A 14763-nucleotide genomic window follows, 5' to 3' on the forward strand; every position below is an offset into this window, starting at 1 on the left:
ACGGGCGCCCCGTTCCGAGCAAATCCGCGAGATGCTTGCTGCGCTTGCGGCTTTAGCCGTGGGAGTCTCAAGGGAGAAGTGTGTCCAAAAACGGATATAGCGACTGGGACCCTGTGAGATAATCGGTTTTTTCGAGCGAGACAGCAGAAAAAACGCCACAGGCCGCGCCCTTGTGGTGTTTTTTTGTGTGCAAAAATGTTGGAATGGCGCGAGTGCTTTGGCTATGCGAAGCGCGAGGGAGCCTTGTGCTCACTGACGAGCGGCTTTTATTCTGTGCCTTTTTGACAGGAAAAGATGTCGGAAGATGAAGGAAAATGCTGGCGAGTCGCGAATTTTTAACGAATAGGCTGGATTTTCCAATCTTGCTGACGATCTCTATACAAAAGGGGAAAGAGAATCTTGCTTGCACGCGTAAAAAACAGCGTTATCGCTGCCTGCTGCCTGATTTTTCTGCTGCCGGCTTCCTTCGCGGAAGCAGCCACACATGTCGAGGTAACAGTCGATCAGTTGAATATTCGCAGTACACCCGGAACAACCTCCCAGATTGTCGGCACGATTTCGAAAGCGACACGGCTGCCGATCGTGCAGGGACAAAAAGATTGGACGCAAGTCAGGCTCAGCAACGGCAAGACAGGCTGGGTCAACAACAAGTACGTCAAAATGCTTGAGATTCCTCAACTGAAATACGTCAAGAGCAACGTGGATATGTTGAACGTGCGGGCAGAGCCAAATGCCACTTCGCAAATCTTGCAAGTCATCGACAAGAACGGAGTTTTCCTGCAAGTGAAAAAACAAGGCGAGTGGGCGCAGATCAAGCTGTCCAACACAACAAGCGGCTGGGTCAACGCACGCTTTTTGGTGGAAACGACGGCGCCACAGCCCGCTCCAGCTCCAGCTCCTGCGCCAGCCCCAACGCCAGTACCGACTCCCGCCCCCGCGCCAGTTCCGCAGCCGACTCCCGTTCCGACCGTGCCGGAAATGCCGATCGAGCTGGGCGCAGGCTCGCTCGTACTGAACGAGAGCTACGAGGTGTACGCCGCTCCCGACTTTTTGGGCACTGTGATCGGACAGGTCAATGGCGGCTCGACGATTACCCATTACGGCTATGCGGACGGCTGGTACACGATTGACTACTACGGCACGTACGCCTATATTTTCAAGCCAATCGTCCCGGATGAGACAGGCCAGGTGACGACACCGCCCGTCGCGGCGAATCCGGTGCAGCCTGCACCTGCTCCCGCAGAAGAGTCGATTCGCGTCAGAAACGCCGATACCAATCTGCGCAGCGGTCCCGGCACGAACTACCCTGTGGTGGGCAACGTGCAGCCGGGCCAGACTTTCCCGATTGTGCAAATCGTGGGAGACTGGTACGTCATCCGCATGCCTGACAACTCGCTCGCCTACATCGCAGGCTGGATCGTCGACCGCATCCCTGCGGCGGGCAACCTGTCGCCAGTCGGTGCAGGGACACCAGGCGTCGGCTATAACCAGGGCATGATCGGCAATGAAACCGTCTATATTTACCACACGCACAACCGCGAGTCGTGGCGCAACGTCGCGCGCAACACCCAGGGCAGCTCCGTCGACGACCCTGAAATCAACATTACGCTGGTCGGCAAGCGGCTGGGGGAAATTTTGCAAGCAAAAGGCATCCCGGCGATGGTCAACCAGGATGACTTCGCCCAGAAGCTGGCCGAGCAGAAGAAAAGCTATGCGATGTCGTACACTGAGTCGTACAAGGCGGTGGCGGCAGCGGCGACGACCAGTCCGAACCTGAAGTACATTTTCGACATCCACCGCGACAGCGACGAGCCGCGCAGCAAGGTGGCAATCACGATCAACGGCAAGACGTACTCGCGCATTTTGTTCGTGATCGGCACAGCCAACCCGGGTTATCTGGAAAACAAAAAGCTGGCCGACGCCCTGCATGCGCGCCTCGAGGCATATTATCCCGGCTTGTCGCGCGGCGTCATTTTGAAAGGGAAAAACGAAGGAAATGGCGTGTACAACCAGTCGATTTCTTCGGGCAGCCTGCTGCTGGAATTTGGCGGAACAAACAATACGCTGGAAGAATGCTACAATACGGCTGAGGCTTTTGCCGAGGTGTTCGTGCAGCACATGCTCGAATCGCAAATCGCCTTCAAGTAACGACAGACAGCCCGTTCCGTGTCGCTCGCAGCGCAAAGCGGATCGGGCTTTTGCGTGCGAAAGCGCATTGCGAGACGATGAACGAAGCGAAAAGCAAAGACGTGTGCGCCAGGGTGTGGAGGCTTTTGCCAATTGGCTTGGACCTTGGTTTTGCGCGCATCCAAGTTTTCGTACTGCTGGCGGACGGCTTGTTTTGAGGCGAACACCAGTGCATGGGCGAGACAATGCCGCCGCACCGCGAGCTCGGAGTTGCACGCGGTGCGAAAAGAAACAGGAATGACTTTGGCAAGCAGCCAGGCTTCATCGGGTGCTCATCGCCTTTACGCCAATAGGAAAAAAGAGAATTTGTCAGGAGGGCATACATGACTGCTCATCAAGAACAAGGCGAGTCGTGCCTGGGGAGGTTGCGCCATGACTTGCGCGGGGACTGCGAAAAATGCTTCGGGTTGTGCTGTGTGGCGCTGCCTTTTGCCGCTTCCTCCGACTTTGCCGCAACCAAGGACAAAGGCACCCCCTGTCGCAACTTGCAGGACGATTTTCGCTGCGCGGTTCACCAGAGCTTGCGCCAGCTCGGCTTTCGCGGCTGTACCGTGTACGATTGCTTTGGCGCAGGGCAAAAGGTTTCACAGGAAACGTACGCCGGACGCGACTGGCGGCAGGCGCCGGAGCTGGCCAAGCAAATGTACGAGGTGTTTCCGCTCATGTGGCAACTGCATGAGCTGCTCTGGTATTTGACCGAAGCGTCGACTTTGCAGCCAGCCCGTCCGCTGCACGCAAAGATCAAGCGCGTCCTGCGCGAGACGGAGAACTTTACGGAGCTGGCCCCGGAAGCGCTGTTGCAAGTGGATGTTGCCGCTCAGCGGGCAAAAGTGGGCGAACTGCTGCGGCAGGTGAGCGAGCTCGTCCGGACAGAAGCCTGTCGCCAGCAAAAAGGGGGGCGGGGAAAAGCGAACCATGTTGGCCGGGGCGCTGATCTCATGGGGGCGAAGCTCAGAGGCGCCGACCTCAGGGGAGCCAATTTGCGCGGAGCGTATCTCATCGCGGCTGATCTGCGCGGAGCGAACCTCAGGTGGGCCGACCTGATCGGCGCAGACTTCCGCGATACCGATCTGCGCGGGGCCGATTTGACCGACAGCCTGTTTCTCACTCAGGCACAGCTCAACGCGGCAAAGGGGGACGCCTCCACGAAAATACCCCCGTCGTTTACGCGCCCGCCGCATTGGGCTGGCTCTTCGGCCTAGCAGCGGCCGGGGTTGTCGGTCTAATAGCGGCCGGGCTTGTCGGCCTAGTAGCCGCCGGGCTTGTCGGTCTCGCAGTCGTCGGGCTTGTCGGCCTAGCAATCGCCGGGCTTGTCCGCTTGACATCCGTCAGCCAGCGAAAACGAAACGAAAAACCCCGCGTGATAGCGGGGCTTTTGCGCTTTTGCCGACAGGGCAGACCTCTCGCCAAAAGAGGTCTTTTTCCGATCGGATTAAAAAGGAATGCGCTTCGTATGAATCACATAATGGTGCTTGGCTGCCCAGACGTGCAGTCCGCTCCAAAACTGCTCGCACGCCGCGACGATTTTTGCCGGATCAGCCAACTCGCCCGACATCACCAGCTTTGCCACTTGCTCGTAGCCATCCGGTCGGTCCGTCAGCAGGAGCGACTCCGGCAACACCTGGGCGCCTGTCGAATAGCAGGTGCGATGGTGCAGCCCGAGCAGCATCGCTCCGTATTGGGCAAACTGCATGGCTAGATAGGGCAAGTAGGTGTGCGGGCCGTTCAGGTGGGCATTGCGCAGCTTGCCGATAAACTCGTACATTTCCCCGACGAGCACGCCGTTGATCGCCTCTGTGAACGCTTCCTGGGTAGGCGATTGCGCCGCCTTTTTCAGCGCGGGAAAAAAGTCCTTTGGATCGTACAGAGCGAGCGGAGCAAAAAACGCGCCGTGCGACAGCGGCCAGCCTTCGTCAACCGTGGCGGCCATGTGCAAAAGCACGTTGGCGCTCAGCACGTTCACTTCGGCCTTCCATGGCCCGGCTGACCATTCATGGCTGAAATCGACGTCTTCGTCCGACTCCTCCAGCACGCAAAACATTTCGATATCGGAAAAAGGGCCGTCTGTCCCGCGGGCAACCGAGCCGTAGACGCCGATCGCCAAAATTTTCGCGCCGTACACCTCATGCAGCCTGGCGGCGATTTCCTGGCACGTTTGCAGTCGCTCGTTGCGCGTTATGTTTACAGGTCCATTCATGTTCATTTGTACACATCTCCCTTTGCAGTGGTTGGTGGGTGAGTGGTCAAACGGACAGGAACGGAGGGCCACGGGATTAACGGGGGACGTGTTTTGGATGCATGAATAGGCTCCTCCTCGTAATGTGTTGGGGGTTCGGTTTCTCATTTCTTTCAGTTTAGCGAGTTTTCCGCTTCTTTACCATCCGTTTTATATGGCCTTGATTCAGACAAAAAAAGAAGACGCTGTCACACGTCTTCTTTTTCATCTTCTTCTGGGGCCTTGAACCCAATTCGCTTGGGAGGATTAGCTGGATCGGCTTTTTTGACGGCCATTAACAAAAAGCTGATTTGCGTAACATGCTGGATCAGCTCCACCGGCGCGCCGGTCTCTGTCGTTCCGAAGAAGCGGATCAGGCTCGGATTGTAGTAGCCGATCCCTTCGACGCGCAGTGTGACGTTTTGTCCAAACGAGACTAGCCGCATCCCGACCTCGTGCTGTTCATCCAGCGCAAGCTCAAATTCCGCAATCATCTGGATCAATCGCTTGTGAAACTCGCTCGCGAGGTTTTGATCCGGCTGCACTTCGAATACCGGAAGCTCATTGTCTTTCAGTTTTACTGCCTGTGGGGATGTTGGTAAGCTGTATTCGTTGACTGCCATGGCCATACCCCCTTTTCAGATAAGTATAAACTATGAAAAAGATTTGAAAAAGGGGGAGTGGGTACGGGAAGAGGCATAAGTGCCAATCCCCTCCTGCGGATTAATCCGGGGAGGGGATTGGCACTTGGACCAAAGCAGACAAAGATTACAACGCCTGCGCTCTTGTCTTGGAAGGATTTGTAAGGGGGAGCAAAAAATATCGTTTCATGTTGGCAGATCGTTCGCACAAAATACAAACGAACGTTCTTGTTTTGGGGCAAACAGCAAAAAAGAGCGGCAATCAGGATTGAGAAAGACGTCCTGGAATGCCGCTTGTGTTCGTTCATTTATTCAACGATTGGCTTCGTCAGTTACACCTTATCCTCGCGAAATGCCTGCTTTACCCGCGCAATTTGGGCGAGGTGGTCGCGGACATGCTGGACGCGATATTCCAGCAGCTCTTTGAACGTGAACCGCGCTCCATCGGGATATTGCCCGACCCGCTCAAGCTGCGCGGAAGTCAGATTTTCCAGAAGCGGCAGCATGCTGGCCCGCAGCATTTGGAACAGGAGCATGTGCTGCTCGCGGTCCAACCGCTCATAGCCAAGGTGATCCACCCAGGCTTCCTGATTAAACGATAGCAGAAGCGGTTCTTCCTCCGCCAACACTTTTCTCAGCCGATGCGTAGACAAAATCTCGGAATCTGTTACATGAATCAGAATCTGGTGGATGCTCCATTTGTCCGGTGCAGGCTGGAAACGCAGCTCTTCCTCAGACAATCCTTCCACGGCTTCTCGCAACAGCTCACAGCCTTGGCGGTACTCTTCGATCAACTTTTCCATTCGATCCTCTCCCTTTTGCATCATGCATGTGGCTGGCCATGATTGATAGTAGTATTCTTCGGTAAAGAACAAGTACCTTCCCGGCTTTCATCCATAGTCAATCTTCCAAAAGTGATTGCTTCAGAAAATCGCTACATCTGCAAACAAGAAAAAACCCTTATAAAATAAGGGTTTTCGCATAGGTACTTACATACCTTTTACCGATTATCCACCTTCTCCGGATACATATCATGATTCATCAGCCGATAGCTCGCCATCGCCTCATACTTCGTCCCTGGACGGCCGTAGTTGCAGTACGGGTCGATCGAGATGCCACCGCGCGGGGTGAATTTGCCCCAGACCTCGATATATTTCGGGTCCATCAGTTTAATCAGGTCGTTCATGATGATGTTCACGCAGTCCTCGTGGAAATCGCCGTGGTTGCGGAAGCTGAACAGGTACAGCTTCAGCGACTTGCTCTCGACCATTTTGATGTCCGGGATGTAGCTGATGTAGATGGTGGCAAAATCCGGCTGTCCGGTAATCGGGCACAGGCTGGTGAATTCCGGACAGTTGAATTTGACGAAGTAATCGCGGTACGGGTGCTTGTTGTCAAAAGACTCCAGCACGCTCGGATCGTAGGAATAGCTGTAAGTCGTTCCCTGGTTGCCCAAAAGGGTGAGGGAAGACAGATCGCGTTGTTGTTCGCTCATGGATGTTTCCTCCTCGTTTCTGTTTATCTGTTCCTGGTTTGTCCTTTCATCTACACGCTTGCACGTACACCTCTACACGCCGCGCTTGTTTCCCCAGACCAGCGCGTGGAGCTGCGGGAGCACCTTGGCGTCGTTCAAATCGGGGGCGGCCATCGCCTGGTCGATCAGCCATTCAAAGCTTTCCAATAGCTTTTCTCTCAGTTCCTGCGTGTCTGCGCTGACGAGATCGCTATTTCCCGGCTGGAGGAAAAAAGGAACCGCCGGATACCGCCGATGAATGTCGCGCGCATAGGCGAAGTCGGCGTCGTCAAACACGACGACCTTCAGGCTCAGCCCCGGATGCTTTTGCTCAAGCAAAGCGTGGACGATGCGGTCGAGCACGGCGTAGTCGGTGGTCATGCCGGAGCTTGGCGGCTTCGGCGAAATGGTGATGTCGTCGATCAGGGGCAGCCATTCCTGCCAGCGGCTGCCTTGTGTCTCCAGCGCCGTGCGAATGCCGCGCTCCTTCAAAAACGAGACAAGCTCGCCCATGCCTGCGAGCAGCGCCGGGTTGCCGCCGGAGATCGTGACGTGGGAAAAACGGTTCTTCCCCAGACGCTCCAGCTCCGCCCAAATTTGCTCCGGCGTCATCTGCCTGATTTCATCCCGCGCCGAGCCGTCCCAGGTAAAGGCGGAGTCGCACCAGCTACAACGGTAGTCGCAGCCTGCCGTGCGGACGAACATCGTCTTTTGGCCGATGACCATGCCTTCCCCCTGAATCGTCGGGCCGAAAATTTCCAGAACGGGAATGCTCACTCCATCATCCACTCCCGTCTCGCCTCGGCATAGCTTGTCGGCGTTTCAAACAGGCGGACAAATTCGACGCGAGCGCCGCGGTAGCGGTCGCGATAGGCGTCAGACTGGAGCTGCTCTTCCATTTGTTCAAACAGCCAGACCACCATGTTTTCAGCGGTCGTATTCATCGGAGGCAGCATTTCGTTCAGGTAGCGGTGGTCGAGGTAGATTTCGATATGCTCCTTCCAGATTTGCTTAATGTCGCCAAAGTCGATGACGAGCCCGATTTCATCCGGGTAGCCGCTGATCCCGAACACGACGTGGTACGTGTGGCCGTGCAAGTTTTTGCATTTGCCTTCGTAGGCGTGCAGATGGTGCGCGGCGTCAAACGTAAACTCTTTGCTCACCAGCACGCGTTTGTTATGGTAACGCAGTTGCGATTTTTGAATATGGGTGCCCAGTGCCTGCATGCGGTCGACGATGCGAAAGTCAAAGTTGGCGCTCATCAGGCGTGTGCTCCTTGTTCATTTTTTTCGGAAAGATACGCGTCCAGTCCGGCTTTGCGCAGGCGGCAGGCAGGGCATTCGCCGCAGCCGTCGCCTTTGATGCCGTTGTAGCAGGTGAGGGTTTTCTCGCGAATATAGGTGAAGGCACCCAGTTCATCGGCCAGCTTCCACGTTTGTGCCTTGTCGAGCCACATGAGCGGCGTATGGATCACAAACGGATAGTCCATCGACAGGTTGAGCGTCACATTGAGCGATTTGATAAATGCGTCGCGGCAGTCGGGATAGCCGCTGAAATCCGTTTCGCAAACGCCCGTGACCAGATGCCGCGCTCCTTTTTGCTTGGCAAACACGCCGGCAAACGACAGGAACAACAAATTGCGCCCGTCGACAAACGTAGAAGGCAACTGGCCTTCCTCCTGGGTGATGTCGATGTCTGTGCGGGTTAGGGCATTGGGGGCGAGCTGGTTCAACAAGCTCATGTCCAATACGGTGTTGGCCACGCCCAACTCGCGGGCGATTTGCTGGGCGCATTCGATCTCCAGCTTGTGCCGTTGCCCGTAGTCAAACGTGATCGTTTCTACTTCGCCGAATTGCTGCTTGGCCCAGAACAGGCATGTAGTGCTGTCCTGACCTCCGCTGAACACAACGACGGCTTTTTCCTTTTTCATGCTCTCCATCTCCTTATTCGTAGTCATGGAAGAAAGAGAGTTCTTGAACCTGCTCCTGTAAAAAAACAAAACAATACCAAGGGATCGGTACTGTTGTCCACCTTAGTTTTTTATAGAGGGAGTTCGCGAACCTCTCCCGCGCAAGTCGCGCGGATTTCGTATGCAGTTGGGCGGCATGCTGTCGCCCTGAGCCATTATACTACAGATCGGCTCGTCATGGGAAACGGTGAGCGAAAAAACGATTGACGGAATATGGTGGTACTGCTAGTATTTTTTTAATAACACCAATGGAGAAAATTTCCCTTTATCCTCTGGTTCGAATTTATAATTACGCAGGTTCACTCCTGTTTTTTCAATTGTGATTCACGATATTATCCTGTCGATGGAATAATTAGCAAAAAGATTAGAGCGGAACGGGTGATTCAGATGCGAGAGGTCCCATTAGTGGAGGAGTATCGCGGCGGTATTTTGGAAAACGTTCATTCGGGCATAATCTGCGGGGTGGGCGAAGACGGACAGGTGATCTATGCGGCGGGAGATGTGGAGCACGTCGCTTTATTGCGCTCGGCGGCCAAGCCGTTTCAAGCGATTCCGGTAGCCAGACAAAACATTGCCGAAACATTCGGACTGACAAGTCGGGAGGCGGCGCTGTTTGCGGCTTCGCACCGCGGTGAGGTCTATCATCTGGAAGCTTTGGAGTCGATTTTGTCCAAAACAGGCATTCGGGAAGACGAGCTGCTTACGTGCCCGACGTACCCGTTAAATGAAGAACCGAAGTTTGCCTGCTTGTCCCGGGGCGTAGCGAAGCGCAGGCTGTTTCACAACTGCGCAGGAAAGCATCTGGGTTTTTTGGCGTTGTCCAAAGAGCGCGGCTTTTCGACCGACGATTACTACAAGCAGGAGCATCCGGCCCAGCAGGAGGCGCTCGCCGCTTTTGCGAGCCTGGCGGACTATCCGAAAGAGAAAATCCGCCTTGCCGTCGATGGCTGCGGCTTTCCTGTCTACGCCTTGCCGCTCAAGCATTTGGCGGTGGCGTACATGAAGCTCGCTTGCCCGGATCTGATCGCCGACCAGCCGACGCGGGAGGCTGTTCAGAAAATTACAGGCTGGATGACGGCCCATCCGGAAATGATCGCCAGCCATCGTTTCATTTGTACAGCGCTGTTGACCGATCCGAACATCATTGCCAAAGGCGGAGCGATGGGCGTATATGGCTTTGCGCTGAAAAAGGAGCGGATCAGCTTTTCGCTGAAGGTGCTGGACGGCTCTGAAGCAGTCTGGCCGCTCGTCATTGCCGGGATATTGGAACAGATTGCTTACAGCAACAAAGAAACGATCGCAAGACTGCACGCCCTGTCGCCAAAGGAAATCGCCAACGACAACCGATTGATCGTCGGGGAGAAACGGCCCGTTTTTGTACTGGAAAAACAGTGACCGCGCGCCGCGCTTGCGCCGGGGCGGAAACACTTCGTACAATGTCCGTAAATGTTTGCGGACGAAGGGAGAGTGCGACATGCTTGTGGAAGTAATTGCGACTTCGGTAGAGGATGCCAGACGCGCAGAGCAAGGAGGCGCAGATCGGCTGGAGCTGATTTCCGGCATTTTGGAGGGCGGCCTCACGCCGAGCTGGGGCTTGATTGAGGCGGTGGTCAAGGCGGTGTCCATCCCGGTCTATGTCATGGTGCGGCCGCACAGTCAATCTTTTTGCTATACCGCAGACGAGCTGCGCGTGATGAAGGAAGACGTGCGCGTCATTCGCGGGCTTGGGGCGGCAGGCGTTGTTTTTGGCATGCTGACGCCGGAAAAGCAGCTTGATCGGCACGGTCTGGAGCTGCTGCTTACGGAAGCGGATGGCTTGGCCGTGACCTTTCACCGGGCTTTTGACGAAGCAGCAGATCAACGGGAGGCGGCCCGCATTTTGTTGCAATACCCGCAGGTGCGCACGATTCTCACTTCAGGCGGAAAACGGACGGCCATAGAAGGCGCAAGTTGCATTGCCGAGCTGGTTCGGATGACAGCACAGACGCCGCTTGGTATTTTGGCAGGAAGCGGACTGTCAGAAGCGAACGCTCCCGAGCTCATCAGACAAACAGGCGTGAAAGCGGTGCACTTCGGCACTGCCGCCAGAGAAGACGGACAGGCTCTGCGCTACGTGGATGCCGAGCGGGTCGCCGCGATCAAGCGCGCTTGCCAGCTTGCAGAAAAATAAGCCCCTGCCTCTGTCCCAAGACACAAGCCGACGCCCTCACTTTTGCAGAGGTGTCGGCTCGTTTTGGATTCGCTTCCGTATGTAATAGCAGGCGACCAGTAGCAGCGGGTACAAGACCGCCACGGTGAAATCAAAGAGCGGCCAAAACGTATAAGCCTGCAGCAAAAACGTCTCGTTCGGCAAAAGGATGATCGCGCCGACGACAAATAACAGACAGGTCGGATAAGTAAGAAGCTTGTACTCTCGCAGCTTCAAAAGCTGCTGAATTCCCAGGCAAAAGCCGTACATGTACGTGACTACCTTGAAGTAGATCGAAACGAACCACATCAGCGCCATCATCGCCTCCTGTCGTTGAAAAAACTCCCCGACGTGCACCCGTTTCGCAAGCGAGTAGCTCGGAAAATTGTCCTGTGCCGTCATCGAAGGCCCGAGCACCAACAGCGTCAGTATGATGATTGCGATGAGGCAGATGCCGCCGTACGTCGCCCCGCGCAAGAAAGCAGGGGTAAGTTTTTGCGACGGATCAACAAAAGGGGTAATCATTAAAAAAATGATGAGTTCAGAAAACGGAAAGGCGATCACAGAAAAGGAGCCGCGAATGGCCGGGCCGATGCCGTTTTCCAAAACAGGCTGCAAGTTATGGATGGAAAACTGCGGCGTCAGCAAGAAGAAAAAGGAGAGAAAGGTAAAGACGAACCAGACATAAAAAATTTCGCTGGTGCGGGCGAACGTCTCCAACCCAAGGCGCGCACCAAAGAGGGCGCTCGCCACGAGCAAAAAGATGACGGCAACGCTTGGCGTTTCTTTTAAAATTTGCGAGGTCATGAAATCGCCAATGGCCCGCACGTAGACAGAGCCGTTAATCAGCACTGTGAACAGAAACAAAATGGACAGGCAGGTGCCGAGCCAGCGGCCGAAAATGAGCATGTTTTTCCCGATCAGCGTATGCTCCCGGTAGAGGTGGCTGATGATGCAGTAAAGGTAGACGATAGCCAGACCTATCAGCACGCCGATGATCCCAGACAGCCAACCGTCGTATTTGGCTTCTTTCGCTACGGCTGCGGGCAGGATCAGGATGGAATCGCCAATCGTAATCAGCGTAACGAGAATGGTGAATTGACGAATGCCGATCGTTCCGGGCTTCTGCATGTGGCTTCACCTACAGTACGTTTATCCCCCTATTATTTCCAAAGGACGGCAAAGCCAAAACATCCTGCAGCGGTCGGTCGTAGTCATGGTCATCCAAAACTTGTAACAGTCGTTTTTTGAATTGTATGATAATAGACAGGCGGTTGAGGCGGACTTTTACAGGAGGGATCAGGAGCGGTGGATTTGGAGAAAAGCTTGTCAGCGATCTTGCAGGAAGCGAAAGGGGCATGGGGCGTCGTGGTAAAAGAGCTGGCTGTGCAAAATGGCGCGTATTTTGCGCATCGGCCGGACGAGCTGTTTATTGCCGAAAGCGTCATCAAGGTTCCGATTATGGCAGCCGTCTATGCGGCCTGTGAGCAGGGAAAGGCTCGCATCGACGCACAGTTGGCGCTGCGCAAAGAGGATTTGGTGGGAGGATCGGGCTTTTTATATGCGCTTTCGCCAGGCTTGAAGCTGTCGATCCGCGACCTTGTGACCTTGATGATTATTCAGAGCGACAATACGGCGACGAACATGCTGATTGATCTAGTTGGAAAGGAACAGATTGACAGGACCATGCGCGAGCTGGGGATGGAGCGCAGCCGCTATTCCCGCAAGCTGATGATATACCCGCAGGACGTGACGGAAAACAACATGATTACCGCGGGCGATGTGGCGCGGATGCTGGAGCAGATCGCGTGCGGCGGCCGTTTTTCGCGGTGGGCAAGCGCCGATATGATCGCGATTATGCAGAAGCAGCAAGTTCTCAACGGCTTGCCGTCGCAGCTTCCGTCGCGCAGCGGGGAGGATGGACAAGCGGTCTGGGAGCTGGCGTGCAAATCGGGCTGGGATACGGGAAGACAGCATGACGTTGGCATTTTGTCCGTGCAGGGACGGCAGTTTGCGATTGCCGCCTTGTCCCAGGATGTGAGGGCGGAAGCGGCGTTGCATACACTGGGCTTGCTGGGCAGAGCGGTCTACGACTTCGCCGTGGCTTGAGTGCTGGCGCCAGGGGCCGCCAGCTTGTCGTCCGCTTTTGCTGCCCAGCATAAGGGCGGTTGGGCCTGTTGAGCGAAAAGTTGACCGGCCCGCGGTGAATGCTTGCTGATCGTAACCCGGCTTTCTTTAATATAGAAAAGAAAATGCGAGGCGACAGACTGACCACTCGTCTGTCGCCTCGCTCGCTATTTTTCTACATGACTTCCTTCAATTCTGTTGGGTCCAAGTTCAGGAGCGGCTCGAAGCGGTTGGGAGAATCGCCGTTTACGTGCTCTTTGACGACGCCCATTTTCACGAGCAGGCGCAAGCTGGTATAGACGGTAGAGAGCGTGATGTTTGGCATTTCTTTTTTCAGGGCATGGTAAACGTCCTTGGCAGTGGGACGGTGATGAGACGTCAGCATATGGCGCAGGACAGCGCGTCTTTGAATGGTCAGGCGTTTTCCGAGATGCTTCACCTGGTTTGTGACACTGGCAATTTGTTCATCCATCACAGGTCACCTCTTTTTGATAATTATTATTACTTGATTATAATTATCGTTTTGTTTTTCCAGGGAGTCAACCTCTTTTTTATGTGATAAGAATTTATCAGATTCGTGCCAGGTTTCCGGTTTCAGAGCCACGCAGGTTCGGTTAATGGCTTGGCGCAGCATAGGCTGGTAGCGTGTATGTTTGCCAAGATTCCGCAAATCTTACATAAGAAAGGACAGCAAATGGGGGTTTTCTTTTCGACCAAAACATGGTAGTGTATGTGCGGATTTTGCTTACGTGAAAAAGTCAGGAGTGAAACCATGTGGCGCGAAAAAGACGAACAGCCATCCAGTTGAACAGCCCGCAGAGAAAAGTGATGGAATATGGTATGCTGCTCCTCGGTTCACTGGTGCTTGCGACCAGCTTTAACCTTTTTCTCAACCCGAACCAGATTGCTTCCGGCGGCGTTTCCGGGCTGTCGACAATCTTGCACAACCTGTTTGGATTTTCCCCGGCGATTGTTCAATGGGCGTGCAATATTCCGTTGTTCCTCCTGGGACTGAAGTTGCTTGATCGGCAGTACAGCATGAAGGCGGCGGTTGGATCGGTCGTGTTGCCGTTTTGCGTGATGCTCACGAGTCATTTGCAGCCGCTGACTACCAATCCGTTGCTCGCGAGTATTTATGGAGGAATCGGAGTGGGCCTCGGCATTGGCATCGTTTTTCGGGGCAGAGGCTCGACCGGAGGGTTTGCGATTGCCTCGCAAATTTTGCACAAGTTTACGGGGATCAGCTTAGGGGCCTGCGTGGCGGTGTTTGACGGCTTGGTGATTTTGTTTGCCGGGATTGTGTTTGACCCGGAGAAAGCTTTGTATGCACTTATTGCGTTATTTGTCACCAGCAAGACGATTGATATTGTTCAAATGGGGTGGAATACCTCGAAGGTTGCTTATATCATCTCAAACGAAACAGATACGTTGCGCGAAACGATTTTGTATGACCTGGACAGGGGAGTTACCTTGCTGGATGGCTCGGGAGGATATACCGGCGATGCGCGCAAGGTGCTCATGGCCGTGGTTAGCCAGAGCGAAGTCAGCAAGCTGAAAATTATGGTGCGTTCAGTCGATCCTGACGCGTTTATCATTTTATGCCCGGCGAATGAGGTGCTTGGCGAAGGATTTCGCGTAGGCTGATCGCGCGGATTGCTTGGGCAGGCTGGAAGCAGGAAGAGCGGTGGGGTCAGATCCGCCGCTCTTTTTGCTAGCGACGGTACTGTTTTTTTAAATTCTGATGAAAAAGTTTTAGGTTTTCTATTGCATTTAAAAAAGAGACATGCTATATTAAATCTCGTGAGCGGGACACACACGAAACGCTCGCGGCGAAAGATGAAAAGCATATGCCGGTGTAGCTCAATTGGTAGAGCACCTGACTTGTAATCAGGGGGTTGTGGGTTCGATTCCTATCGCCGGCAC

General features: G+C 54.5%; 15 protein-coding genes, 1 tRNA gene and 1 riboswitch. Of the genes, 7 read left to right on the forward strand and 9 right to left on the reverse strand.

Going from position 1 to position 14763, the window contains the following annotated elements; translation table 11 throughout:
• Window positions 1-399 precede the first annotated feature (399 nt).
• Window positions 400-2148, forward strand: a complete 1749-nt coding sequence (gene spoIIP, locus AC3WQH_RS17980; RefSeq protein WP_026558176.1) for a stage II sporulation protein P — start codon at window positions 400-402, stop codon at window positions 2146-2148.
• A 362-nt stretch (window positions 2149-2510) separates the two neighbouring features.
• A complete protein-coding gene (locus AC3WQH_RS17985) occupies window positions 2511-3389 on the forward strand; it encodes a pentapeptide repeat-containing protein (RefSeq protein WP_492332190.1) in 879 nt (292 codons plus the stop codon).
• A 230-nt stretch (window positions 3390-3619) separates the two neighbouring features.
• Here the strand turns inward: AC3WQH_RS17985 and AC3WQH_RS17990 are convergent, their stop codons facing one another.
• The 7 genes from AC3WQH_RS17990 to queC all read right to left on the reverse strand — a co-directional run bounded on the left by AC3WQH_RS17990 (window position 3620) and on the right by queC (window position 8486).
• The gene (locus tag AC3WQH_RS17990; RefSeq protein ID WP_005830394.1) at window positions 3620-4390 is read right to left on the reverse strand and encodes an ANT(4')-I family aminoglycoside nucleotidyltransferase; all 771 of its coding nucleotides are present in this window, start codon (window positions 4388-4390) and stop codon (window positions 3620-3622) included.
• Window positions 4391-4611: 221 nt separating this feature from the next.
• The gene (locus AC3WQH_RS17995) at window positions 4612-5025 is read right to left on the reverse strand and encodes a DUF6173 family protein (RefSeq protein ID WP_005830393.1); all 414 of its coding nucleotides are present in this window, start codon (window positions 5023-5025) and stop codon (window positions 4612-4614) included.
• Window positions 5026-5375: 350 nt separating this feature from the next.
• A complete protein-coding gene (locus AC3WQH_RS18000; RefSeq protein ID WP_327953792.1) occupies window positions 5376-5867 on the reverse strand; it encodes a DinB family protein in 492 nt (163 codons plus the stop codon).
• Window positions 5868-6043: 176 nt separating this feature from the next.
• Window positions 6044-6538, reverse strand: a complete 495-nt coding sequence (gene queF / locus AC3WQH_RS18005) for a preQ(1) synthase (protein ID WP_290426331.1) — start codon at window positions 6536-6538, stop codon at window positions 6044-6046.
• 72 nt (window positions 6539-6610) lie between these two features.
• Window positions 6611-7333: a 7-carboxy-7-deazaguanine synthase QueE gene (gene queE / locus AC3WQH_RS18010; RefSeq protein ID WP_492332191.1), complete on the reverse strand. Its 723-nt coding sequence runs from the start codon at window positions 7331-7333 to the stop codon at window positions 6611-6613.
• On the reverse strand, window positions 7330-7818 hold the full coding sequence (gene queD, locus AC3WQH_RS18015) for a 6-carboxytetrahydropterin synthase QueD (protein ID WP_026558180.1): 489 nt from the start codon (window positions 7816-7818) through the stop codon (window positions 7330-7332). Before queD ends, queE begins: the two co-directional genes overlap by 4 nt.
• Window positions 7818-8486, reverse strand: a complete 669-nt coding sequence (gene queC, locus AC3WQH_RS18020) for a 7-cyano-7-deazaguanine synthase QueC (RefSeq protein WP_005830383.1) — start codon at window positions 8484-8486, stop codon at window positions 7818-7820. The genes queD and queC overlap by 1 nt, the downstream gene beginning before the upstream one ends.
• A 96-nt stretch (window positions 8487-8582) precedes the next feature.
• Window positions 8583-8626: riboswitch (PreQ1 riboswitch) on the reverse strand.
• 286 nt (window positions 8627-8912) lie between these two features.
• Here queC and AC3WQH_RS18025 point away from each other — a divergent pair.
• Together AC3WQH_RS18025 and AC3WQH_RS18030 are read left to right on the forward strand one after the other, a co-directional pair.
• The gene (locus tag AC3WQH_RS18025; protein ID WP_492332192.1) at window positions 8913-9920 is read left to right on the forward strand and encodes an asparaginase; all 1008 of its coding nucleotides are present in this window, start codon (window positions 8913-8915) and stop codon (window positions 9918-9920) included.
• Window positions 9921-9999: 79 nt separating this feature from the next.
• Complete coding sequence (locus tag AC3WQH_RS18030) at window positions 10000-10695, forward strand: copper homeostasis protein CutC (RefSeq protein ID WP_007784340.1); 696 nt, start codon at window positions 10000-10002, stop codon at window positions 10693-10695.
• A gap of 36 nt (window positions 10696-10731) precedes the next feature.
• Here the strand turns inward: AC3WQH_RS18030 and AC3WQH_RS18035 are convergent, their stop codons facing one another.
• On the reverse strand, window positions 10732-11844 hold the full coding sequence (locus AC3WQH_RS18035; RefSeq protein WP_310670394.1) for a GerAB/ArcD/ProY family transporter: 1113 nt from the start codon (window positions 11842-11844) through the stop codon (window positions 10732-10734).
• Between the two features lie 177 nt (window positions 11845-12021).
• Between AC3WQH_RS18035 and AC3WQH_RS18040 the strand changes: the two genes are divergently transcribed.
• The gene (locus tag AC3WQH_RS18040; RefSeq protein WP_221843671.1) at window positions 12022-12822 is read left to right on the forward strand and encodes a serine hydrolase; all 801 of its coding nucleotides are present in this window, start codon (window positions 12022-12024) and stop codon (window positions 12820-12822) included.
• Window positions 12823-13015: 193 nt separating this feature from the next.
• Here the strand turns inward: AC3WQH_RS18040 and AC3WQH_RS18045 are convergent, their stop codons facing one another.
• Window positions 13016-13312, reverse strand: a complete 297-nt coding sequence (locus tag AC3WQH_RS18045; RefSeq protein WP_005830373.1) for a transcriptional repressor — start codon at window positions 13310-13312, stop codon at window positions 13016-13018.
• A 302-nt stretch (window positions 13313-13614) separates the two neighbouring features.
• Between AC3WQH_RS18045 and AC3WQH_RS18050 the strand changes: the two genes are divergently transcribed.
• Together AC3WQH_RS18050 and AC3WQH_RS18055 are read left to right on the forward strand one after the other, a co-directional pair.
• Complete coding sequence (locus AC3WQH_RS18050; RefSeq protein WP_310670395.1) at window positions 13615-14484, forward strand: YitT family protein; 870 nt, start codon at window positions 13615-13617, stop codon at window positions 14482-14484.
• 205 nt (window positions 14485-14689) lie between these two features.
• Window positions 14690-14762: transfer RNA gene (locus AC3WQH_RS18055), tRNA-Thr, on the forward strand.
• Window position 14763 lies beyond the last annotated feature (1 nt).

This window comes from Brevibacillus sp. FW301-21C12A (genome assembly GCF_058788915.1).